Annotated in this window: 13 protein-coding genes; all 13 read left to right on the top strand. The window is 35.5% G+C overall.

The features are described 5' to 3' along the window. Window positions 1-51: 51 nt before the first annotated feature. The 13 genes from FLACHUCJ7_RS01910 to xyl3A all read left to right on the top strand — a co-directional run bounded on the left by FLACHUCJ7_RS01910 (window position 52) and on the right by xyl3A (window position 26,361). Window positions 52-1,062, top strand: coding sequence for a GntR family transcriptional regulator (locus FLACHUCJ7_RS01910; protein WP_078227630.1), 1,011 nt, complete (start codon window positions 52-54; stop codon window positions 1,060-1,062). Between the two features lie 3 nt (window positions 1,063-1,065). Beyond that, a complete protein-coding gene (locus FLACHUCJ7_RS01905) occupies window positions 1,066-2,550 on the top strand; it encodes a xylulokinase (protein WP_180907740.1) in 1,485 nt (494 codons plus the stop codon). A gap of 9 nt (window positions 2,551-2,559) precedes the next feature. After that, window positions 2,560-3,885, top strand: coding sequence for a xylose isomerase (xylA, locus tag FLACHUCJ7_RS01900; RefSeq protein ID WP_078227632.1), 1,326 nt, complete (start codon window positions 2,560-2,562; stop codon window positions 3,883-3,885). 352 nt (window positions 3,886-4,237) lie between these two features. Continuing rightward, window positions 4,238-4,894, top strand: a complete 657-nt coding sequence (fsa, locus tag FLACHUCJ7_RS01895) for a fructose-6-phosphate aldolase (RefSeq protein ID WP_180907739.1) — start codon at window positions 4,238-4,240, stop codon at window positions 4,892-4,894. 494 nt (window positions 4,895-5,388) lie between these two features. Then, a complete protein-coding gene (locus tag FLACHUCJ7_RS01890) occupies window positions 5,389-8,481 on the top strand; it encodes a SusC/RagA family TonB-linked outer membrane protein (RefSeq protein ID WP_180907738.1) in 3,093 nt (1,030 codons plus the stop codon). Window positions 8,482-8,493: 12 nt separating this feature from the next. Next, on the top strand, window positions 8,494-10,440 hold the full coding sequence (locus FLACHUCJ7_RS01885; protein ID WP_180907737.1) for a RagB/SusD family nutrient uptake outer membrane protein: 1,947 nt from the start codon (window positions 8,494-8,496) through the stop codon (window positions 10,438-10,440). Between the two features lie 294 nt (window positions 10,441-10,734). After that, window positions 10,735-12,468, top strand: a complete 1,734-nt coding sequence (locus tag FLACHUCJ7_RS01880; protein ID WP_180907736.1) for a glycoside hydrolase family 43 protein — start codon at window positions 10,735-10,737, stop codon at window positions 12,466-12,468. Window positions 12,469-12,551: 83 nt separating this feature from the next. Then, entirely contained in the window at window positions 12,552-13,790 is a 1,239-nt protein-coding gene (locus FLACHUCJ7_RS01875; RefSeq protein WP_180907735.1) for an SGNH/GDSL hydrolase family protein, read from the top strand. Between the two features lie 71 nt (window positions 13,791-13,861). After that, window positions 13,862-16,579: an alpha/beta hydrolase-fold protein gene (locus FLACHUCJ7_RS01870; protein WP_180907734.1), complete on the top strand. Its 2,718-nt coding sequence runs from the start codon at window positions 13,862-13,864 to the stop codon at window positions 16,577-16,579. A 54-nt stretch (window positions 16,580-16,633) separates the two neighbouring features. Continuing rightward, window positions 16,634-19,168, top strand: a complete 2,535-nt coding sequence (locus FLACHUCJ7_RS01865; RefSeq protein ID WP_180907733.1) for a glycosyl hydrolase 115 family protein — start codon at window positions 16,634-16,636, stop codon at window positions 19,166-19,168. A 41-nt stretch (window positions 19,169-19,209) separates the two neighbouring features. Beyond that, on the top strand, window positions 19,210-21,921 hold the full coding sequence (locus tag FLACHUCJ7_RS01860) for a T9SS type A sorting domain-containing protein (protein WP_180907732.1): 2,712 nt from the start codon (window positions 19,210-19,212) through the stop codon (window positions 21,919-21,921). Window positions 21,922-22,137: 216 nt separating this feature from the next. Further along, a complete protein-coding gene (locus FLACHUCJ7_RS01855; RefSeq protein ID WP_230408778.1) occupies window positions 22,138-23,724 on the top strand; it encodes a glycoside hydrolase family 43 protein in 1,587 nt (528 codons plus the stop codon). A 42-nt stretch (window positions 23,725-23,766) separates the two neighbouring features. Beyond that, window positions 23,767-26,361 carry a xylan 1,4-beta-xylosidase gene (gene xyl3A / locus FLACHUCJ7_RS01850; RefSeq protein WP_180907731.1) on the top strand — a complete coding sequence of 865 codons (2,595 nt, stop codon included), beginning with the start codon at window positions 23,767-23,769 and terminating at the stop codon, window positions 26,359-26,361. The last annotated feature ends 55 nt before the right edge of the window (window positions 26,362-26,416 follow it).

Here is a 26,416-nt window from a genome sequence, read left to right as displayed (position 1 = left end):
TTAATAAAATCCGATTAGCTACTTTAGCATACCAGAACAGAACGGAACAATATGTTAAACGAAGAGCAGGAAAAATTTGTATTTATAATCAATCACGACAGTGATATTCCGAAATACCAGCAATTGGTAAACGGAATAAATAATGCTATTGCAGAGAATATTCTGCAAAAAGGAGATTTGCTTCCGTCTGTAAATGCGATTTGTAAAGAAAATCAGTTGTCGAGAGATACGGTTTTTAAAGCGTATTCAATTTTGAAAGAGCAGAATGTAATTGATTCTGTTCCGAATAAAGGATATTATGTTTCAGGCGAGACACGAAAAGTGCTTTTGGTATTGGATACATTCAAAGCTTATAAGGAGGTTTTGTATCATTCATTTGTGAATAATTTGGCGGACAATGTGATTACCGATGTGCAGTTTCATCATTATAATATCGATGTTTTTAAAACAATCATTAATAACAGCGTTGGAAAATATTACAAATATGTAGTAATGAATTTTGATGATAAGGAAGTAGGACCAACTTTATCCGCAATCTCGAATGATAAATTGCTTTTGATTGATTGGAATATCCATTCAAAAAAAGAGAATAATTATATTTTTCAGGATTTCGGAAAATCATTTTATGATGTACTGAAAGAGGCTGCTGATTTGTTTAAAAAGTATAAAAGCATTCATTTTATTTATCCTGATTATACGAATCACCCAAAAGAAACAGCAGTATTTTTTAAGAAATTTTGTGCCGATTTTAATTTCAATAGCGAAATTATTACTGATGCTAAAAAATTCAATATCGAAAGAGGAATTGCTTACATCAGTATTAGTGACAGGATTTTAGGACACTTTTTAGAACAGTGCAAAGAGAAGGATTTAGAGCCTGGAGAAGATGTTGGTTTTTTGTCTTACAATGAAACGCCAATGAAGAAATTTATATACAAAGGAATTTCAGTTATATCGACTGATTTTAAAGAATTAGGAACAAAAGCTGCGGCATTTATCACGCATGATGAAGTTGTGCAGTGTTACATACCAACAAAATTAATTTTAAGAGAATCATTATAAGTTATGTATTATATAGGATATGATATTGGAAGCTCGTCTGTAAAAGTTGCTATCGTTGAGGCTGAAACAGGTAAAAAGATAATTGTTTTGAATGAGCCACAAAACGAAATGGAAATTGTGTCGCTACACGCAGATTGGGCAGAACAGGATCCTGAAATTTGGTGGCAGCACATTTGCACTGGCACTAAAAGAGCTATTCGTGAGGCTAATATTGAGGCTTCAAAAATTCAGGGTATTGGTATCTCTTATCAAATGCACGGATTGGTTATTGTGGATGATACATGCAACCCTTTGCGTAACTCTATTATTTGGTGCGATAGCCGTGCGGTTGAAATTGGAAACAAAGCTTACGCCGAAATTGGTGCAGAAAAATGCTCTGAACATTTGCTGAATTCTCCTGGGAATTTCACTGCCTCAAAATTAAAATGGGTAAAGGAAAACGAACCGGAAATCTATAATAAGGTTTATAAATACATGTTACCAGGCGATTATATTGCCTACAAACTAACCGGAAAAGTAACGACTACCAAAAATGGTTTGTCTGAAGGAATGCTTTGGGATTATAAAGAAAACAAAGTAGCCAACTGGTTATTGGATTATTACGGAATCGATCAGTCGCTGACGCCGGATATCGTTGAGAATTTTACGAATCAGGGAACTTTAAATGAAAAAGCTTCTAAAGAATCTGGACTTCCTGTTGGAATTCCGGTGGTTTACAGAGCAGGAGATCAGCCGAATAATGCATTGGCATTAAATGTTTTAAATCCGGGTGAAGTGGCGGCTACGGGCGGAACTTCGGGCGTTTTTTATGCGGTAAGCGAAATGGCGACAGGAAATAAAACAAACCGTGTAAACAATTTTGTACACGTTAATTACGAAGTTGAAACTCCGAGAATCGGTAAATTATTGAACATAAATGGCGCCGGAATTCAGTACCGTTGGCTGCGCAATAATATGGGCGATGAAACTTACGAATCAATGAACCGTAAAGCGTCTAAAATCGCCATAGGTTCTGATGGAGTGGTGGTAATTCCGTTTGGAAATGGCGCTGAGCGTATGTTCAACAATAAAAATATCGGAACACACTTTTTAAATCTGAATTTAAATATTCATAATAGTGCGCACTTATTCAGAGCTTCTCTGGAAGGAATTGCTTTTTCATTTGTGTACGGAATGGAATGTTTAAAAGATGATAATGCCACAATTAATGTGATCAGAGCCGGAAATGACAATTTATTCCGTTCTGAGATTTTCTCTAATACGGTTGCGACATTAATTGGATACGAAATTGAAATTTACAATACAACAGGAGCAGTCGGTGCCGCAAGGGCAGTTGGCTTAAAAGATGGTGACTACAATAAATTTGGATCAAGTATTACAACGAACGATCACGTAATGACTTTTTTACCGTTGAAAAACAAAGAACCATATGAAAAGGCATATCAAAAATGGAAACAGGAATTAGAATTAATATTAACAAATAAATAAAAGAACAAAATGATAGTTTTAGGCAATAAAGAATACTATAAAGGTATAGGTCAAATTAAATTTGAAGGAAGGGAATCAGATAATCCTTTAGCTTTTAAATATTACAATCCAGACCAGGTTGTAGCTGGAAAAACAATGCGTGAGCATTTTAAATTTGCAATTGCGTATTGGCATACTTTCTGCGGACAAGGAAGTGATCCATTCGGACCGGGAACGCAACATTTTCCTTGGGATCAGCCTACAGATGCCATCGCTGCCGCAAAAGAAAAAGCAGATGCAGCATTCGAATTCATCACCAAAATGGGATTTGATTATTACTGTTTTCACGATTATGACCTGGTTAACGAAGGAGCTACATTCGCAGAATCAGAAAGCAGATTGGCTACCATTACAGAATATTTGAAAGAAAAACAAGCCGCTTCCGGAGTGAAATTACTTTGGGGAACTGCAAACTGTTTTTCTAATCCAAGATACATGAACGGTGCCGCTACTAATCCAGATTTTAATGTATTGGCAAGAGCTGGAGGTCAAATAAAATTGGCATTGGATGCTACCATTGCTTTAGGAGGAGAAAATTATGTATTCTGGGGAGGTCGTGAAGGTTATATGACTTTGCTGAACACTGATATGGGAAGAGAATTGGATCATATGGGACAATTCCTTGCTCAGGCAAGAGATTATGCAAGAGCACAAGGATTCAAAGGAAATTTTTTCATTGAGCCAAAACCTATGGAGCCAATGAAACACCAATATGATTTTGACTCAGCTACAGCTATTGGATTTTTGCATAAATACGGCTTAGAGAAAGATTTCAAAATGAACATCGAGGTGAATCACGCTACATTAGCACAACACACTTTTCAACATGAAATGGAAGTAGCTGCCAAAGCCGGAATGTTAGGAAGTTTAGATGCCAATAGAGGTGATTACCAAAACGGATGGGATACTGATCAATTCCCAAATAATATCCAGGAAGTTACAGAAGCAATGTTGGTTTTCTTAAAAGCAGGTGGTCTACAAGGTGGAGGAGTTAATTTTGATGCCAAAATTAGAAGAAACTCTACCGATATGGAAGATGTATTCTTAGCTCACATTGGTGGTGCTGATACTTTTGCCAGAGCATTATTGACGGCTGACAAAATTATCACATCTTCTCCTTATGATAAATTGAGAACACAACGTTATAGTTCTTTCGATTCTGGAAACGGAAAAGCTTTTGAAGAAGGAAAATTAAGTTTAACTGATTTGTATAAAATTGCCCAGGAAAATGGTGAATTAAATTTACAAAGCGGTAAACAGGAATTATTCGAAAATATCATCAATCAGTATATTTAATCGATTGAAGAAAGAAAAATAATTTTCGGTTAAAATTAAATCGAAATCAAGATTGTTTTTTGAAGTTTTTTTATCTCTGGCAAGATATTTTGGTTAGTGTATTTGCCAGAGAATATTCAGTTAATTATTTAGTAATTATGGCCGTTGATGTTGAAGAGGTCAACGGCCATTTCACTAATTTCTTATTTTAAAACAGATAGTTTTTCAAGTTGTCTTCGCAGTGATTTCTTTTACTGCTTTTATTCAAATTTCAAATTATATTTCAAATCAAATTACTTGTTTCTAATTCATTTTATTGAATTGGAATACAGGACTATTATTTAATCAAAAATAAACTTAAACAAAAAAAACAATGAAATTTTTTATTGACACAGCAAATTTAGAAGATATTAAAGAAGCCCAGGCGCTTGGCGTTTTAGATGGCGTTACGACAAATCCGTCATTAATGGCTAAAGAAGGAATTACAGGAAAAGATAATATTTTGAAACATTATCTGGAGATCTGTAATATTGTAGATGGCGATGTTTCTGCTGAAGTTATTTCAACGGACTTTGACGGAATGATCAGAGAAGGAGAAGAGCTTGCCGCTTTGCACGAACAAATCGTAGTGAAATTACCGATGATTGCTGACGGAATCAAAGCTTGTAAATATTTTTCAGATAAAGGAATCAGAACGAATGTTACTTTAGTTTTTTCAGCAGGACAAGCTTTATTGGCTGCGAAAGCCGGTGCGACTTATGTTTCTCCATTTTTAGGAAGATTGGATGATATCTCAACTGACGGAATGCATTTGATTTCAGAAATCAGGGAAATTTATGATAATTATGCTTTCAATACAGAAATACTTTCAGCTTCAATCAGACATACCATGCATGTAGTGAATTGTGCCAAAGTAGGATCTGATGTTATGACCGGACCATTATCTTCTATTAAGGGATTACTAAAACACCCTTTGACAGATATTGGACTAAATCAATTTATTGAAGATGCCAAAAAGATGGAGCTTTAGATAATTTTTTTCTTAATTTAAACTATTCGAGTATCAGAACATTGTAATGGTATAATTATGTCTTAAGTTAACAACCGATTGCCTTTCTTTAATTCTATTTTTTAAACTAATTTCATGACAACTTGAGTAAGGCAACCTGTTGTTTTTATGAGGATTGCTATTTTTAACAATAATTATACTTCAAATGTAATTATAGCTTTTCCCATAATATTTGATTTTAGTATTTTTTTCTTTTGTGATTTTTATATTGAATTTTACTAAACTATTTAAAAGTGGTAAAAAATATTTGAAAAGATATTATGTAATTACATATAATTCATTTTTTTTAAATTTTAAATATATAGAACGTTTTTTAATTCATGTTTTTTTACTAAATATTTAAAAAAAACACAAACAACCGATTGTGTATTATGTATTTTTATTTATATTTGTAATAAATACACTTATTAACTAAATAAACCAAAAACTAATTTTAACTATTTAAATCAATTTTTATGAATAACTTTTTTGTTACAAGTAAAGCAAAGCTATTAAAATGCTATTGTTTTTTGATCTTAATGTTTGGCTTATCACTCCATGCAGGTGCGCAAACGAAAGTCAAAGGAACAGTATCGGATATAAATGGTCCTATTCCTGGAGCTAATGTAAATTTAAAGGGAACTAAAACTGGCGTAAGTACCGGTTTTGATGGTACTTATTCTATTGATGTTCCTTCTAACGGAGTACTTGTTTTTAGCTTTATAGGCTTAAAAAGCAAAGAAGTAGCGGTGAATGGACAAAACCAGATTAATGTGAAGCTTGAAGAAGAATCAGGCGTTTTAAAAGAAGTTGTTGTTATTGGATATGGTACGCAAAGAAAAGAAGCGGTAACCGGATCTGTAGCTTCTCTTGGAGGAAAAGAATTAAATGAAGTGCAATCTGCCAACGTAACACAGGCATTGCAAGGTAGATTGGCGGGAGTTGAGCTTACGCAGACTTCAACCAAGCCCGGAGCAGCTATGCAAATCCGTATACGAGGAACCAGATCACTTACAGGAGATAATGATCCGCTGGTTGTACTTGATGGTGTTCCATTTGGAGGTCAAATAGGAGATATTAATCCAGTAGATATTAAATCTGTTGATATCTTAAAGGATGCATCTGCAACTGCTATTTATGGCTCAAGAGGAGCAAATGGAGTTATATTGATTACAACGAATAAAGGACGTAAAAATCAAAAAGCGACATTTAATTATAATGGATTTACTGGTATCAAACAAGTTTTTGGTAAATATGATATGATGGATGGAGCAAAGTTTGCCGCACTTCGAGATTATACAAATTTATATACAGATGGGGTTGATGAATCAAGAGATACTAATACAGACTGGCAGGATTTGCTTTATGGAGCTGGTGAAATGATTAGCCATGATATAAGTGTTTCAGGAGGTACTGAGCGTGGTTCATATAATGCAGGGTTAGGGTATTATAAGGAGGAGTCCGTTTTACCGGGTCAAAAATACGAACGTTTCAGTCTTAGAGCAGGTTTAGATCAACAGGTTGGAAAAATTTTCCGTATGGGATTTACTACAAATAGTAATTATGCTGTTACTAATGGCGATAATATTGGTACCGGGACTATCTTAGGAACTTCTCCTTTAGCTAATCCATATAATGCAGACGGATCCCTTAAAAGAACAGTTAGAATGGGAGCTGACGAAAATTGGGTGTATACAAGAAATACTATTGAAGGTTTAGGAGAATCTTATGTAAACCAAACCAGAGCTTTTAGTTCTTATAATAATATTTTTGCCGAGGTAAAAATACCAGGAGTTGAAGGTTTAAAATATCGAATGAACGGCGGATTGAACTTTCGTACCTCTAACAGTGGGTATTATGAAGGATATGGTGTATTTGATGTAAATCCAACAACGATTTCAAATGCAGCTATTAGCAACACATTGTCAACACAATGGCTTATTGAGAACCTGTTAACCTATGATAAGACTTTCGCTGATAAACACACTATAAATTTTGTTGGTTTGTATTCAAATGAGCAGCGTACAAGTAACACTTCTCGTATAACAAGAAACGGAATTACTTCTGACGCCTTTCAGTTTTACAACTTAGGACAGAGTGAAGAAGAAGCGGTTATTAAGCCAGAAGAGCAGGATTATACACAATGGGGGCTAAGGTCCTATATGGCTAGATTAATGTATTCTTATGATAATAAATATTTTATTTCCGGAACAATTCGTTCAGATGGTTCGTCAAGACTTGCACCAGGCAATAAATGGTTTACTTATCCAGCTGTGTCAGCAGGATGGACAGTTTCAAATGAATCTTTTATGAAAAATTTTTCATGGATTAATTTAATTAAATTACGTGCTGGTTATGGCACAACTTCTAATCAGGCTGTAGATCCATATAGTACTTTAGGAGCTTTGGGTACAAGACCTTACAATTTTGGAAATACAAACTCTACAGGAGTATATGTTACACAAGCACCTAATCCAGAATTATCATGGGAATTTTCTACAACTTGGAATTATGGATTGGATTTTGGATTCTTTAATAATCGTTTATCCGGTACAATTGAATATTACACAACACATACAACCGATGTTCTGCAAAAGGTTAATCTACCAGCAACAGGTGGTGTAAGTAATTACGTTGGGAATGTTGGAGAGACTGAAAATAAAGGTTATGAAATATCATTAAACGGAGTTATTTTGGATAATCCAAAAGGACTGAGCTGGTCTGTTGGATTTAACCTATATGCAAATGATAACAAGTTAGTCAAACTGGCCTCAGGAGCTACAAGGGATGAGGGAAATTCATGGTTTGTAGGTCATAATATCAATTCTATTTATGATTATCAAAAAGTTGGTATCTGGCAGGAAGGTGATCCTTATATGTCAATATTAGAGCCAGGACCAACTGGTATTGACCAGCAAGGAACTGTTGTAGGGTCTATTAAAGTTAAATATACTGGAGATTTTAACGCAGATGGTTCACCAACACGCGCAATCAATTCAAGTGATAGACAAATCATCGATACTGACCCGGATTTTCAAGGAGGTTTTAATACTAATTTAAGCTATAAAGGTTTTGATTTTTCAGCAGTTGGTGCATTTAAAAGCGGTGGTGTATTAGTTAGTACGCTTTATGGAGGTAACAGTTATCTTAATCTTCTTAACGGACGCAGAAGTAATGTTGATGCGGATTACTGGACACCGGAGAACACAGATGCAGAGTTTCCTAATCCAAGAGGTATTAGAAGTGGAGACAACCCTAAGTATATGTCAACGATGGGTTATTTTGATGCATCATATGTAAAAATCAGAGCATTAACACTAGGTTACACATTGGATCAGCAGTTTATGAGAGATTTAGGGATTGAAAAACTGAGACTTTATGTTACGGCTCAAAATCCTTTCGTACTTTTCTCTCCATACCACAAAATGTCTGGTATGGATCCGGAAACAAATTCATTAGGAGATGAAAATCAGGCAGTAACTACGACTTACCAGAAAAGATTTTTGGTTATTGGAACAAACACACCTTCAACCAGAAATTATTTATTCGGACTTAATTTAACATTTTAATCAGGAACAACCATGAAACGATATATTTTAAAAAAATTAATTATAGGATCAGTAGTTTTGTTCTCCTTTGCAGGCTGCTCTGATATTTTAGAGGAAAAACCACATGATTTTTATGAGCCTGGCTATTTTAAAACAGAAGCGGGTGTAAAACAGGGATTAACTTCACATTATGCGCATTTACGCTGGATATATGGGCAGGCCTATTATTACAATTCTGTACAAACTGGTACAGATGAACATACATATGGACAACAGGCCGACGGAAATTTCAAAGATCATGATTTATCCGGGGTTGGAGTTATTAATCCTAATTCGAGCAGAGCAGACGTAGTTTGGAATAATTCATATAATGATATAAACACTGCCAGCGGAATTATTGAAAATGGGGCAGCAGTGGGTGTTGCAAGTAGTTTAATTGCTGAGTCCAGATTTTTTAGGGCTTTTGATTATTTTTTATTAGTGCAGAATTTTGGCGGTGTACCTTTAGATTTAGGGGCAGGTGAACTGAAATTTAACACTAAACCATCGAGATCTTCTAAGCGAAATACAGTATCAGAGGTTTATACTAAAGCTATTTTTCCGGATCTGGTAATAGCTGTAAATGAATTACCTGATGCTCAAAGATTAACTGGTACGGTAACTAAAACGGTAGCACGTTTGTATTTAGCAAAAGCATATTTGACCTATGCCTGGTGGTTAGAAAATCCAAATAATATTCCAACCTATCCTGATACTCCGAGAACTGACCCTGATGGACACAATGCACAATGGTATTTTCAGAAAGCATACGACTTGGCTTTAGAAGGAATTAATAATCCGGGTTCATATGGGCTGTTAGACTATTATTATGATGTTAACTTAGGCTCTAATGACCGTAATAAAGAAGTAATGCTTTATGCAGATCATACTGAAGAAAGTGAATATTACAATGGTGCAAGTCTTACTTACGGAAGCGGAGGCTCTCCTGATAATTTCGCTGGTTGGATGGGGACATTCAATTATACAGCTATTAGAAGTAAAAACTCGTCTGGAGGTTCAGTTTCATCAGTACAACGAGCGGCTGATCAATTTTTAGGACGTCCATGGGTAAGAATGGTACCGCCTATTGAAGTTTTTACCAATACTTTTGCTGATAAGACAAATGATTCAAGATATGATGGAACATTTACTTCTGTTTATCGTGGAAATTGGAATTTGACAGGAACTGGATTAACAGCAGTCCCAACATTGTATAATGCGAATGGATTACCGGTAACACCAAATAGTGCAATTGTAACTTTTCTAAATGATGAACCTGCTACACCAATTACATATCCTTCAGGAGCAGGTGACAGTGGCGTTGGTGCCGGAGTTTTACCAGGCAGAGCTGATTATGTTATTTCACCGTCAGGAATAAGCAGAATTGTTTATCCCGGTTTATGGAAATTAGGACCATACCGTACTGATAATGCCGGAGGATTAGGGCAGCCAAATGCAGGTAGTACAAGACCATTCCCGATAGCTAAATTTTCAGAACTTTATTTTGTTGCCGCAGAAGCTGCAGTTAAAGGAGCAACAGGTTCTATGACTGCTAGAAGCCTTATAAATGTAATACGTGCCCGTGCCGGAAAATGGCGTTGGGATAATAATGGTAATGTTGCAAAAAGTGCAGACAATAGTGCTTTATTGACAAGTGCAACTCCTGCAGTAATTACTATTAATTATATTTTGGCTGAACGTTCTCGAGAATATTATGGTGAAGGATATCGTTGGTACGACTTAGTAAGAACCCAAAAATGGAACGAGCTTGCAGGTACATATTCAATCAGTGGATCGAATTATGGCCAACATACCCCACAGGTTGTTACCAGAACTATTCAACCGTATCATTATTTGCGTCCAATACCTCAAGGGCAGATAGATTTAATGGAGATGAGTGCTGCTGAAAAAGCAGAATATCAGAATCCAGGATATAACTAAAATATGTTACTATAAGCAAATTTAACCGTAGTTATGAGTGTTAATTTTACAGAATAGCTTGTAAGTTGGTTATTTAAGTTTGCTTAAGTTTGAAGCCGAGAGTTAATTCTCTCGGCTTTTAAATTCTGACTTAAACCTGATAAAATTTAGTTTAAATTTTAAAAACATTTTATGATAAATATGGATGCTAATGTATAATTATCATATAATGTTAGAAATAGTATTTCAGGATTGAAAATTAATTTTTTAAACAAATAACATTTTTAAATAGATGTTACAAAATGAATAATTACAATGAAGAAGCGACAAATATTTTTCTTGCTATCATTAATTTTTCTTTTTTCTTTTAAAGGGATACAAGTTAAAGATACCGTTACAGGAAGACCAAACAAAAAGCCTCCTGTTTTTTCGAATGTTATTTATCAGGGTGATGACAACATTTATAAAAATAATCCATTGAAACCAGATGAATTTTATTCGCCAATTTTACAGGGATGTTATCCAGACCCTGCTATAACCAGAAAAGGAGATGACTATTATATGGTTTGTTCTTCATTTGCCATGTTTCCCGGAGTACCTATTTTCCATTCTAAAGATTTAGTGAATTGGACTGACCTCGGAGGTATATTAAATAAGGTTTCCGAATTCAACCCTCACGATACAGGTATCAGCCAGGGAGTATATGCTCCGGGAATAACATATAATCCTCATAATGATACTTTCTATATGATTGTAACCGCCTTTTCAGGAGGTTTAGGCAATATTATAGTAAAAACAAAAGATCCTATGAAGGGATGGGGAAGTCCTATAAAATTAGGTTTTGACGGAATTGATCCGTGTATCTTTTTTGATGATAACGGAAAAGGCTACATCGTGCACAATGACGCTCCCGATAAAGGAAAGCAATTATATGAAGGCCATCGTGTTATAAAAGTTTGGGAATATGATCTTGAAAATGATAAAGTAATTCCGGGTACTGACAAAATTATAGTGGATGGGGGTGTAGACCTTTCTAAAAAACCAATATGGATTGAAGCGCCGCATTTATATAAAAAAGACGGTCATTATTATTTAATGTGTGCCGAAGGTGGTACAGGAGGAAATCATAGTGAAGTTATTTTTATCAGTGACAATCCAAAAGGACCTTTTAAGCCGGCATCAAACAATCCGATTCTTACCCAAAGATATTTTCCGCAAAACAGAAAAGATAAAGTAGACTGGGCGGGGCATGCCGATTTAGTTCTTGGTCCTGATAATAAATATTACGGTGTATTTTTAGGCGTTCGCCCGAATGATAAGGACAGAGTAAATACAGGACGCGAAACTTTTATGCTTCCCGTAGACTGGTCAGGAACTTTTCCGGTTTTTGAAAATGGATTAGTACCATTGGAGTCAAAAATAAAAATGCCAAAAGGAGTTACCGAAAACAAAACCGGTAAAGACGGATTTTTCCCAAATGGTAATTTTACGTTTACCGAAAATTTTACTTCTGAAAAATTAGATTACAGATGGATTGGACTTCGAGGCCCGCGTGAAAATTTTATTTCGGTAACCAAAAAAGGACTTCAGATTAATCCTTTCGAAGTAAATATTAAAGAACTGAAACCAACTTCGACACTTTTCTACAGACAAATGCATAACACTTTTTCTTTTGCCACAACAATTGATTATAAACCTGAATCGGAAAAGGATCTTGCAGGAATTGTATGTTTACAAAACGAGCGTTTTAATTATGTTTTTGGAATAACAAAGAAAGGAAAGGATACCTATATCTTGTTAGAAAGAACAGAAAAAGGACAGTCAAAAATTATTGCAAGCACTAAAATTGACATCAAAAAGCCAGTTCGTCTGCAGGTAAAAGCAACTGGAGACAGTTATGAATTTAGTTATGCTCTAAATGGTGCTGATTTTGAAAATTTAGGAGGAAGCGTTTCAGGAGATATTCTTTCAACAAATGTAGCTGGAGGTTTTACAGGAGCATTAGTAGGATTATATGCTACGGCTGCAAATGATGCTAAGGCACAATAAAATATTGAATTAAGCGGATTAATATTTGAATACTATTCAAAAGAGAAGAATACAAAATACCCATTAATCTTTAAAAATTAAATATGCAAAAGCAATATTTCAAATGGTTATTGTTTATACCTCTCTTCCTTTTGGTTTTGGGATGTAAGTCCAATCAGGCATCTATAAAAGAGGCAGGCAGATCAAATTCGGAGAATTGGGTGGGTACCTGGGCTACAGCGCAAATGTTAGTAGAACCTAATAATATGCCTCCGGCTCCAGGTCTGACAGATAATACGCTTCGACAAATTATTAGAGTTTCAATAGGAGGAAAAAGTCTGCGCCTGCGTTTTTCTAATATATTCAGTGATCAGCCAACAGTTTTGAAATCTGTTAGTGTAGCAAATGTAACTACTGCTCCCGGTATTGATGCAGCAACTCAGAAGACATTAAGTTTCAATGGAAATCCTGGAATAACAATGAATCCTGAACAGGAAGTATTTTCAGATGCTTTTGCTTTTGATTTACAGCCAGGACAGCTTTTAGCCATTACGATTCATTATGGAGCAACATCTCAAAAAACATCCGGGCATCCCGGTTCACGAACGACTTCTTATATTCTTCAGGGTAATCAGCTTGAAAACCCAGCTTTTGATGGCGCCATAAAAACAGATCACTGGTATTCAATCATGGGAGTAGATGTGAATGCAGCTAAGAATTCCGCTAATATAGTGTGTCTTGGGAATTCCATTACAGATGGTCGTGGATCGGGTACAAACAAGCAAAATAGATGGACAGATGTCTTATCTGCACGATTGTTAGCCAATAAGAAAACGGAGCATATAGGAGTCCTGAATCTAGGAATAGGAGGGAATTGTGTCACTAAAGGAGGATTAGGCCCAACGGCTTTAAATCGTTTTGACAGGGATGTATTATCTCAAAAGGGCACAAAATGGTTAATACTTTTGGAGGGTGTAAACGATATTGGCGGAATTAAAAATCCTGAAGATGCACAAGCTAAAGCTCAGGAACTTATTAAAGCTTACAAAGTAATGATAAATAAAGCACATGCTAGAGGTATCAAAGTTTATGGCTGTACCATTTTGCCATTTGCCAAATCATTTTATGACGCACCTCACAGACAAGAAGCAAGAGATATAGTAAACACATGGATTCGAAGTAGTAAAGCCTTTGATGCCGTAATTGATTTTGATAAAGCAATGGCTTCAGAAATTGGTTCGAAGACTATTTTATCAAATATGCATGACGGCGATTTTTTACATCCAAATGAATCAGGCTATCTCAGAATGGGAGAAGCTGTAGATCTGGACTTATTTAAGTAATTGCTTTTTTTGAATTTGAATGTATTTCAATCCAGATTTTAAAAGATTTTTGACAATAAAAACAGCTAATAATGAAATCAATACTTAGGTTTTTCGCATTTACGTTTCTTTTTTCAGTAGCACAAAAAGGATATTCTCAAGATCCTGATTTTCATGTTTATCTGAGTTTCGGTCAGTCAAATATGGAAGGATATGCCAAAATAGAACCACAAGACAAGGTTGGAGTCGATGATCGGTTTCAGGTTTTACAGGCAGTCAATTGCCCTGAACTGAAGCGTGAAAAAGGAAATTGGTATACCGCCATTCCGCCATTGTGCCGTTGTAATACCGGACTAACGCCAGTTGATTATTTTGGAAGAAACCTCGTGGCCAATCTGCCTAAAAATGTAAAAGTAGGTGTTATCAATGTTGCCGTTGGAGGCTGTAAAATTGAACTTTTTGATAAAGATAAGTCAGCAGAATATATTGCAACAGCACCAGACTGGATGAAAGGAATGCTAAAGGAATACGATGGAAACCCTTATGGAAGACTTGTGGAGCTGGCAAAAATAGCACAGAAAAAAGGCGTAATTAAAGGTATTTTAATACATCAGGGGGAATCGAATACTGGTGATACACTTTGGACAAAAAAGGTAAAAATTGTCTACGATAATTTGATGAAAGACCTGAATATGGATCCTAAAAAAGTGCCTTTGCTTTCGGGAGAAACGGTAAATGATGACCAGAAAGGCAAATGTGGGAGCATGAATAAAATTATTGCCACACTGCCAAAAACAATAGCTAATTCGTATGTTATCTCCTCAAAAGGATGCACAGCTGAACCTGATTTTTTGCATTTTAATGCCGCAGGTTACAGAGAGTTGGGACGACGTTATGCGGAAAAAATGATTTCCTTATTAGGTTATAAATTTTCAGATGGCAAAGCACCTTTCATTGTACAGGCTCCTATTGGTTTTGACCAGTTAAACACCAATATACCAGCAGGAAAAATAGAAGAAATCACTTATGAATCTAAAACTGTTGGTTCTATCCGAAAAGTAACAGTTTATACACCTCCTGGATTCAATAAAAAGAAAAAATATCCTGTATTGTATCTTTTACACGGAATAGGCGGCGATGAAAAAGAATGGTTAAACGGTGGAAATCCGCAAATTATATTAGACAATCTTTTTGCAGAAGGTAAAATTGAACCTATGATTGTGGTTATGCCAAATGGCAGGGCAATGAAAGACGATAGTGCAACCGGGAACATAATGGCTCCTGATAAAGTACAGGCATTTGCTACTTTTGAAAAAGATTTATTAAATGACCTAATTCCGTTTATCGAAAAAAAATACCCGGTTCTTAAAGACAGAGAACAACGCGCCATAGCCGGATTATCAATGGGCGGCGGACAATCGTTAAATTTCGGGCTAGGAAATTTAGATAAATTTGCATGGGTTGGTGCATTCTCAGCAGCTCCAAATACTAAAGCGCCCCAAGAATTACTCCCGAATCCGGAAACAGCAAAAAAGAAATTAAAACTACTCTGGATTTCCTGTGGAGATAACGACTGGCTTATCGAAAACAGTAAGCGAACTCATGATTATTTATATAAAAATGATGTTCCTCATATCTATTATGTTGAACCTGGAGTGCATGATTTTAAAGTTTGGAAAAACGGTTTATATATGTTTTCACAGTTTTTGTTTAAACCTGTAGATCAGTCAGGTTTCACGAAATATACTATTTTGGGATCTCAGGCAGAAACTAATATTCGTAATGCAAAATATCCTCAAATATTACCGGATAACAAAGTGCTTTTTAAAGTTAACGCTCCCGAAGCTTCAAAAGTGCAAATCGATTTGGGAAAAAAATACGATCTGACAAGAGATTCAGAAGGATTTTGGACAACAACTACAGATGAGGTAAACAAAGGATTTAATTATTATTCTCTTCTTATTGATGGAGTTGCAGTTGCAGACCCGTCAAGTCAGACATTTTACGGTATGGGGCGAATGGCAAGCGGTATCGAAATACCAAATAAAGAAGGAGATTTTTATGCTTTAAAAGACTTGCCGCATGGCGATATTCGAATTAAGAAATACTTTTCAAAAGCAACTAATTCATGGCGTGAAATTTATGTTTATACGCCACCGGGTTATGAAAATTCAACAGAGAAATATCCGGTTTTATATCTATTGCATGGAGGAGGAGAAGATCAGACAGGCTGGGCAACTCAGGGTAAGGCGAATTTAATCTTAGACAATTTGATTGCCGAAAATAAAGCAAAACCAATGGTGATTGCAATGATCGACGGTAACATGGGAAATACAGGCGGAGTTGCAGGTTTCAATGAAAATGCATTAAAAGCTTTTGAAAATGAATTAAAAACAGGCGCAATACCTTTTGTAGAAAGCAATTTTAAAGTTTCGAAAGAGGCTAAAAACAGAGCTTTGGCCGGATTATCAATGGGCGGCTTGCAAACGCTTTATGCAGGTGTTAAAAATTCGGATTTGTTTTCTGCCATAGGCGTATTTAGTTCAGGATGGTGGGCTAATAATTCCACTTTATCAGAACCTCAATATGAGTATATGAAAAATAATGCCGCAACTATTAATTCAAATATTAAAGAGTTTTGGATTTCCATGGGAGGCAAAGAAGATATTGCTTTTGAAAATTGCAAAATAATGATAAGCAAATTTGATCAAATGGGAATTAAATACAAATACAGTGAATATCCGGGCGGACATACATGGCCAGTCTGGAGACACGATTTATTTATGTTTGCGCCATTATTGTTTCAGTAGAAATAAACTGAATTTCAAAGAATATTAATTGAATTGGATAACACATTAAAGTTCATGAATAGATTTTCAAAATATATCCTAACACTTCTTATCGTTTTTAGTTCTATTATTTCAAACGCTTCACAGCCATTTATTACAACTCAAAAAGGTGATAATGTTGTTGTACTGAAAGAGAAATCTTCACAGCTTTCTTTACTAGTTACTAAGGGAACTGATGCAGGTGTTTTGCGTGCAATCGGTAATTTTCAATCTGATTTTGAAAAAGTTACGGGTGATAAACCGACTGTTTTTAATCAGAATCCAAATTCTACATCGTCGCTGATTATCATTGGAACAATCGGAACCAATTCGGTTATTGATGATTTAGTTAAAGCAAATAAAATTGACGGAAAGCTGCTGAAAGGTAAAAATGAAAAATTTATTATTCAAAACATAAAAAATCCATTTAAAGGAGTAGATGAAGCCATCATAATTGCCGGAAGTGACAAACGCGGAACGATTTACGGAATTTACGAATTGTCGAAACAAATTGGAGTTTCGCCTTGGTACTATTGGGCCGATGTTCCCGTCGAGAAAAAAGAGAATCTGTATTTTATAAAAGGAACCTACACTGATGGCGAACCTGCGGTAAAATACAGAGGAATTTTTATCAATGATGAAGCACCTGCATTAAGCGGTTGGTCGAAAGCAAAATTTGGTGGATTTAACAGTCAATTTTATGAAAAAGTTTTTGAATTACTGCTTCGTTTAAAAGCTAATTACATTTGGCCAGCCATGTGGGGAAATGCTTTTTATGATGATGATGCAGCCAGCGGACCTTTGGCAAATGAAATGGGAATTGTCATCGGCACATCGCACCATGAACCAATGGCTTTGGCACAAACAGATTGGCATCGGTATATAAAAAAAAATAATCTTCCAAATATTTGGGATTATGCTAAAAATAAACCCGTTTTAGATGAATTCTGGAAAGGTGGAATTCAGCGTAGTAAAGACTGGGAAAAATTAGTAACCGTAGGAATGCGTGGAGATGGCGATGAAGCAATGAGCGAAGGAACTAATATAAGTCTGCTGGAGAATATCGTAAAAGAACAGCGTAAAATTATTGCTGAGGTAACGCAAAAAAAGCCTGAAAAAACACCTCAGGTTTGGGCATTGTATAAGGAAGTACAGGATTATTATGATCAGGGCATGCGTGTTCCCGATGATGTAATTTTGCTTTTTTGTGATGACAATTGGGGAAATGTACGTAAACTTCCAGATTTGACAAAACCTTTGCACAAAGGAGGTTACGGAATGTACTATCATTTTGATTATGTGGGAGGCCCAAGAAATTCGAAATGGATCAACATAAGTCCGATACAAAGAGTCTGGGAACAAATGAATCTGAGCTACGAGCACGGTGTTGATAAAATCTGGATTGTCAATGTTGGAGATCTTAAGCCAATGGAATTCCCTATCAGTTTCTTTTTAGAAATGGCATGGAATCCGAAGAAGTTTAATTCTCAGAATCTTTTTGAATTTACGGAGAAATGGGCTGCTGAACAGTTCGGAACAGAACATGCCAAAGAAATCGCCAGACTATTAAATACCTATCCAAAATTCAACAGACGAGTTACTCCCGAAATGCTGGACAGCAAAACGTATAGTCTTGAAAACTATAATGAATTTGAAAGGGTAGTTAATGATTACAAGAACTTATCACTTGATTCTTATAGAATTTACAATGATATTCCCAAAGAATATAAAGATGCCTATTTTCAACTTGTGCTATATCCCATAGATGCCTGCAGTAATCTTTATGAAATGTATTTTGCCCAGGCGAATAACAGAAAACTTGCGGCAGAAAAAAACATTTTAGCCAACACTTTTGCTGATCAGGTGAAAAGAAATTTTGAAAGAGATGCTGTTCTTCAAAATAAGTACAATAATGAAATTTCAGGCGGAAAATGGACCCACATAATGGATCAAATGAGAATTGGATATAAGGCCTGGCACGATACTCCTAAAAATATCCTTCCTGAAGTTACTTATGTTTCAGAAAAAGATCAGATAGTTTCGAATGTATTTGTAGAAAAGGATGGGTATGTTTCTATCGAAGCAGAACATTTTTCTAAAGTAAATAATTCAGACAATATTCACTGGGAGGTAATTCCTGATTTTGGAAAAACAAAAAGCGGTATTACTACATTTCCACAAAATAAATATCCATCTCAAACAGAGAATATTTTTGTTGAATATGAAATAGATTTTACTTCAACCGGAGAGTTTAATGTAGAATTGCTTTTGGCTCCAACACTTAATTTTAACAGCAACAAAGGCCTTCGTTATGAAGTTTCTTTCGATGGAGAAAAACCACAGCTTATAAATTTTAACGGACATTACCGCGGCGAATTGGGAAGATGGCAGGCAGAACACCTGATACATTCTAACACAAAACATACTATTTCGAAAGCAGGAAAGCATGTTTTACGTTTTCGCGTTTTAGATGCTGGTATTGTGCTGCAGAAGATTGTTATAAATACCGGAGGATTAAAACCTTCTTATCTCGGACCGCCGGAAAGTGAATCATTACAGAGTAAATTCTAATTTTTTAATTGATTAAATTTTAGTAACCAACAAAGTAGAATATGAAAAAATTATACCAATTAAGTTCAATATTGTTTGCAATTTTATTTGTGTCAGCTGCTCAGTTAAGTGCACAAAATGCAAAAGTACAAATTGATAAAAATAAAACATATCAAAAAGTTACTGGTTTTGGAGGTTTTGTATGCAGTCCCCAGTTTGGTTATAATCACATGTCTACTGATGAAATCAAAAAAATGTGGGGAACAAACAGTGAAGCCGGTTATAACATTATGCGCCTTTATATTCCGGTTGAAAGTAACTGGCCGTCAACGCTTGCAACTGCAAAATTAGCCAAAAATGAATTGGGATTAAAGATTTTTGCAAGCCCCTGGACAATGCCGGCAGAATGGAAAACGAATAACAGTGAAGTTGCAGTTTATACCGATGCAAATGGCGTTCAGCAAATTGGCTACCTGAAAGAAGAACATTATGAGGATTATGCTTTGTATCTTAATCGGTATGTAACCTATCTTCGTGATAATGGAGTAGAACTCGATTATATTTCAATTCAAAATGAGCCAGATGAAATGGCAACCTATCAGGGCTGTATTTGGACACCTGTACAAATAGCTGCTTTTGTTAAAAATTACGGTCATCTTATTAATTGTAAAGTTATTGCACCGGAAAGTGTTGGTTATTCAGATTCTTTTTCAAATGCTTTTCTGGATGCTGATGTCATGAAAAACTTTGAAGTTTACGGCGTTCATCAGTATGGTGGTATTCAGTCAAAATACAAACAATTTAAGAATTATAACAAGGAGATATGGATGACGGAATACCTCATTAACTGGAATTCAGGAGGTACGGTTCGTGATTTTAATTGGGGAATTGATGCTTTTAGTTTCGCTAACAGTGTAAATGATGCTATGTTAGGAAATGTCAATGCCTGGATTCACTACGCCACTAAGCGATATTATGCATTAATGGGAGACGGGACAAACGGAACAGTATCCGGAGAAATTACCAAAAGAGGGCATATACTTTCGCAATATGCTAAATTCACTACAGGTACAACACGTATAGAATCAACTTGGAGTGATGCAACTGCACAGCTTAAAGGATCTTCGTACATAAATGATGCTGGTGATAAAATTGTTCTTACCATAATTAATCCATCACAAAACACCTATAATCTTACTGTAGATTTGCCATTTTATTCTGTAAAAGGGACTAAAACAATTACCAATCAGAGTATTGATATGCAAAACACTGCGATTAGTTTTACTGAAACATTTCGTCCGGTAGTGAGTATTGACCCTTCCAGTTTTATTACTTTGATATTTGAAAAAAGCAAGGAAAGGGTGCCCTCTCAAATGACCAGTAAAGAAGTTCATTATGCTAAAATTGAAAACCAGTCTGTTACAAATCCTGCATTTGGAACAACATACCAGATTAGCGGCAAAACAGTGACATTTGCAAACGCAAATCCTCTGATAAGTACCAATATGGACGGTGCTAATGGATATTTGAAATTAGATAACCGTTACAATAAATTTATAATGCATGTTAAAAGTTTTACCACTGCAAATCAGGCTAATACTGATAATACAACACTGTATTATATCAATGACAATGGGCAGGTAAAATCTAAAAATTATGGAAAATTTAATTTTCCTACCGGGGTTGAATTTGATTTGACATTTGATATTTCTAAATCCGTTCTTACAGATGGATGTACCGGAATCATTGGCTTGCGAAATTCTAATTACAGTTCAGTACTTACTTTAAATTTGGGTGATGTGTATTTTAATATTGCTGACGAAAAAGCGGCCGAATTTGGAGGAATATATTCAGATGATGACAGCCTTTTGATGGATGCTCTGCAAAGCACCAATTATGTATCATTAGATTTTAGAAACACGACTGGTATCAGTTCCTCTCAGGATTGGCATGCCAAATCAGCAAATAAAAACAGTATTTTTTATGTAACGGCCAATAACACTGCCGACAATGTAATATCAGGAACAACGTGTAACAATCTAAATCTTATGGATCAGGGAGGAGATTTTAATGTTCCTTTCGGTTTTTCAGCTTTAGCTGCGTCTTTTACCAAAACTATTGCAGGTTATGATGTTTTGGTTCTTCCGTATGAAGCGAGTATACCTCAAGGTGTAACAGCGTATACGATGCTGCCTTCATCAACTAAAATAATTTGTAATAAAATTGAAGGTGTAATTCCGGCCAATACCCCTGTTTTATTGAGTGGCACAGGTACATTTGTTTTTAGCGGTACCGGAAATGTTTCAACACCAAAAGCCTTAACTGTTGATCAGATGAATCCGGTTTACATTGGTATGAAAGCTCCGGCAGGAAGCTACACATTGAAGACAGTAAATAATGTTACTGCATTTTATCCTGTAACTGTAGGAAGTGAACCCTTAATTTCATCATTCCGTTTTTACTTAAGTGAAAAAAGCGGATATAACGCTACTGTGCTTCCGTTGGAATTTACCACATTAGGCACGGATCAAAATGAATTGGATGAAGTTAGTTTCAAATTATATCCAAATCCAGCGTTGGACGAAATTTTTGTAGATAAGATGACTTCTGACTTTGATTATAAAATTTTTAATGTTCAGGGGACTTTAATGCATTCAGGCACTTTGAAAAACGGCAGTACCAGAATAAGAATAGAATCACTGCCAGCCGGAGTTTATTTTATTAATGGAACAAACGATAAATCTAAAATAAGCAGAAAATTTGTAAAAAAATAAGATTAGATTTCAGGCTAAGGAAAGAGTTGCACGGTCTTTTAAATTAATGGTAATTTAAGGCAGGACCGCAGTAATATTTTTATACTGATTATTTCTTAGGCTAATAAAACCATCCGATTAATGTTGAAAATAGACATTGTAAACATTACAATAAAATCTAATGAAGGGAGTAATAGTCCAAAGTTTCATCAATTCAGAATTTTAAAAGATTAGAAAATGATACCAAATAAAATGAAAATTAGAAATACTTTTTTTAGTCTTCTTCTGCTTGTGAATTGGTCTATTAATTATGCACAAAAAAAGGCTCAGAATCCAGTAATTTTTGCCGATGTTCCTGATATGTCCATCATTCGTGTAAACGATATCTATTACATGAGCAGCACGACAATGCACATGAATCCCGGTGTTCCTATTATGAAATCTACCGACTTAGTAAATTGGAAAATAGTTAATTATGCGTATCAAACATTAGAAGATGATATCGATAAATTAAATCTGTATAATGGAAAAAATGATTACGGAAGAGGTTCCTGGGCGAGCAGTCTGAATTATCATAATGGGATGTACTATGTCAGCACTTTTTCCGGAACGACTGGTAAAACCTATATTTTTTCTACAAAAAATATCGAAAAAGGCCCTTGGAAACGAAACATTTTAAATACATCCTATCACGATCATTCTATCTTTTTTGATGATGACGGAAAAGTGTATATGATTTGGGGAGCAGGAAAATTGCAGAGTATAGAATTAAATTCAGAATTATCAGCTGTAAAAGAAGAAACAAAAAAGATTTTAATAGAAAATGCAAGTGCGCCCGCAGGAATAAATATTATGTTGCAATCTGAAGGTTCGCAGCTTTTTAAAATCAAAGGAAAATATTATCTGTTTAATATCGTCTGGCCAAAAGACGGAATTCGCACCGTAATTATACACAGAGCCGATAAGATTTCAGGTCCGTGGGAAGGAAAAGTAGGATTGCAGGATTTAGGCGTGGCGCAGGGCGGACTTATCGATACTCCTGACGGGAAATGGTTCTCCTATCTGTTCAGGGATTTTGGCGGTGTAGGACGAATTCCTTATTTCGTACCGGTTAAGTGGGAAGACGGCTGGCCAATTTTAGGTGAAAATAATACAGTGCCACAAAATCTCGATTTACCGGCAAGCAAAAGTTTGATTCCCGGAATTGTAAACTCAGATGATTTTACCAGAAAAAAGAATGATCCTGATTTGTCATTAGTCTGGCAATGGAATCACAATCCAGATCATGCACTTTGGTCGGTAAAAGAAAGAAAAGGTTTTTTAAGATTAAAAACCGGCAGAATCGACAGCAGTTTTGTTCAGGCAAAAAATACGTTGACGCAAAGAACTTTTGGCCCTCAAAGTTCAGGAACTATTCTGGTTGAGGTTTCTAAAATGAAAGAAGGTGATTTTGCAGGACTTTCTTTATTGCAAAAAGAATACGGATTGATTGGCGTAAAAGCCGAAAAAAATGCTAAGAAAATAGTAATGATTGCTACGGTTAAAGATCTTCCAATCGAAATAGAAAGTGTTCCGTTAAAGCAGGATAAAATTTATTTCAGGGCAGAATGTAACTTTAAAGACAAGGCAGATGAAGGCATTTTTTTTTACAGTTTAGATGGCAAAAAATGGATGAGTATTGGAAAAAAAATAAAACTGCCATATACACTTCCGCATTTTATGGGATATCGATTTGGATTGTTCAATTATGCAACAAAAAAAACCGGAGGTTTTGTTGATTTTGATTATTTCCATATTCAAGATCAAATTTTAAAAAATAATTAGTCGATTAGCGTCACAAAATATTCATTATATAATTCAGAAATCATGAAAGTTAGTTCTGTGTTCATCATAAGTTTAGTTGCTGTTTTTAGTGTAAACGCACAGCAATATCCTTTTAAGAATCCGTCTCTTAGTTCAACAGAACGGGCAAAAGATTTAATTTCAAGATTAACCCTTGAAGAAAAGGCAGCGTTAATGTGTGATCAGAGTGATCCCATTCCGAGACTTGGAATTAAAAAATTCAATTGGTGGAGTGAGGCTTTACATGGCTATGCAAATAACGATAATGTTACTGTTTTTCCAGAGCCAATTGGTATGGCAGCCTCGTTTGACGATCAGTTAGTCTATAATGTTTTTAATGCTGTTTCTGATGAAGCCCGTGCAAAATATAACCAATGGATTCAGAATGGTAATGAGAATAAACGGTTTTTGAGTCTTTCTGTCTGGACGCCGAACGTCAATATTTTTAGAGATCCACGCTGGGGTCGCGGTCAGGAAACCTATGGAGAAGATCCATATCTTACTTCGCGAATGGGAGTTTCAGTAGTTAAGGGACTGCAAGGTCCTGCAGATGCTAAATACCGTAAGCTTTTAGCCTGTGCCAAACATTTTGCTGTTCATTCCGGACCTGAATGGAGCAGGCACGAATTAAATTTAAATAATGTAAATCCACGAGAATTATATGAAACCTATCTGCCAGCCTTTAAATCATTAGTACAAGATGCTGATGTACGTCAGGTAATGTGTGCCTATCAGCGTTTAGACGATGAACCTTGTTGCAGCAATACCCGTTTACTGCAGCGTATCCTTCGTGATGAATGGGGATTTAAATATCTGGTGGTTTCAGATTGCGGAGCTGTAACCGATTTTTATACGACTCATAAAGTCTCGTCAGATGCAACACATGCAGCTTCTAAGGCGGTACTTGCCGGAACAGATGTTGAATGTGTGTGGGAAAAATATCCATTTAAAAATTTGCCTGAAGCGGTTGAGAAAGATTTAATAAAAGAAGCCGATATTGATAAAAGTCTGCTTCGTGTGTTAGTTGGCCGTTTTGACTTAGGCGAAATGGATGATGATGCAATAGTGCCCTGGGCTCAAATTCCGGCTTCTGTGCTTAATAATAAAGAACATCAACAGTTAGCACTTGAAATGGCTCAAAAGTCAATGACACTTTTGCAAAATAAGAACAACATTCTTCCTTTAAATAAAACGACAAGCAAAATCGCAGTTGTAGGTCCGAACGCTGATAATGAACCGATGTTATGGGGAAATTATAATGGAACTCCTGTCAAAACAATTACCATTAAGAGCGGAATAGAATCAAAAGTTACGGCAAATAAAATAGTGTATGATAAAGCCTGTGATTTAGTTGAAGATAAGGTAAATCAAACTTATTTTGACCAGATTTCATTTGAAGGAAAAAAAGGAATGAAAGCGACCTATTGGAACAATCCGAATAGAGAAGGGAAGAGTGTAATATCCCAGCAGATTTTAAATCCTATAAAAATGACTACTGCCGGTCAGCATGAATTTGCTTCAGGGATCAAATTAGAAGGGTTTTCGGCAAAATATGAGACAGAATTTTCAGCGAAAGCAAATGATACTCTTGTTTTTAAAACCGGAGCTACAGGAGCTTTTGAATTGTTAGTTGATGGTAAATCAATAGCAAAATATACCAACTGGCGCACTGTTCCGGGTAATATTCCATTTCCGGTTGAAGCGGGTAAAAAATATAAAATCGAAATTCTTTACGCCCAGTCAAACAATTGGCAGGCAAATCTTGAATTCGATTTTGGAAAAGAATATGATATTGATTTCGGAGGATTAATTCAAAAATTAAAAGGCATCGATACCGTAATTTTTGTGGGAGGGCTTTCTACTTTGCTTGAAGGAGAAGAAATGCCTGTTTCTTATCCAGGTTTTAAAGGAGGAGACCGAACAAATATCGAGCTTCCTGCTGTTCAGAGAAAATGTCTGCAAGAGCTTAAAGCTGCAGGCAAAAAAGTAGTTTTTGTAAACTGCTCCGGCTCTGCAATAGCTTTTGCACCAGAAACAACAAGCTGCGATGCTATTTTACAGGCATGGTATCCAGGTGAATCCGGAGGTCAGGCTGTTGCTGATGTTCTTTTTGGGGATTACAACCCTGCGGGGAAACTGCCTGTTTCATTTTATAAAAATTCAGATATATTAGGTGACTTTGAAGATTATTCGATGAAAGGCCGTACTTACAGATACACAACTGATGTTTTATTCCCGTTTGGTTTTGGCTTAAGCTACTCTAAATTCAATATTGGTACAGCAAACCTGAGTAAGACTAAGATAAAACCGAATGAAAATACACAATTAAGCTTCCTAATAAAAAATAGTAGTAAACGCGAAGGAACAGAGATTGTTCAGGTTTATGTTCGAAAGGTAAAGGATACAGACGGTCCTTTAAAAACATTGAAAGGTTTTAAACGAATCCATTTAAAAGCAGGCGAAAGTCAAAATGTAACAATCGATTTACCGGCTTCTTCATTTGAATTTTATGATTCTAACAGTAGAGGAATGAATGTAACTTCTGGTGAATATGAGGTATATTATGGAACAAGTTCAGAAGCTAAAGATTTAAAAATGACTAAGGTATCTGTTCAATAAATTAAAATTGTTTGTTACAATAACTGTTGTTTTAAATTATAAAGTTAATTCAGGA

Origin of the sequence: Flavobacterium salmonis (assembly GCF_903819435.1) — a bacterium.
Classification (GTDB): Bacteria; Bacteroidota; Bacteroidia; order Flavobacteriales; family Flavobacteriaceae; genus Flavobacterium; species Flavobacterium chungangense.
The sequence above is the reverse complement of the archived record's forward strand: the minus strand, read 5'-3'. Positions and strand labels throughout refer to the sequence as shown.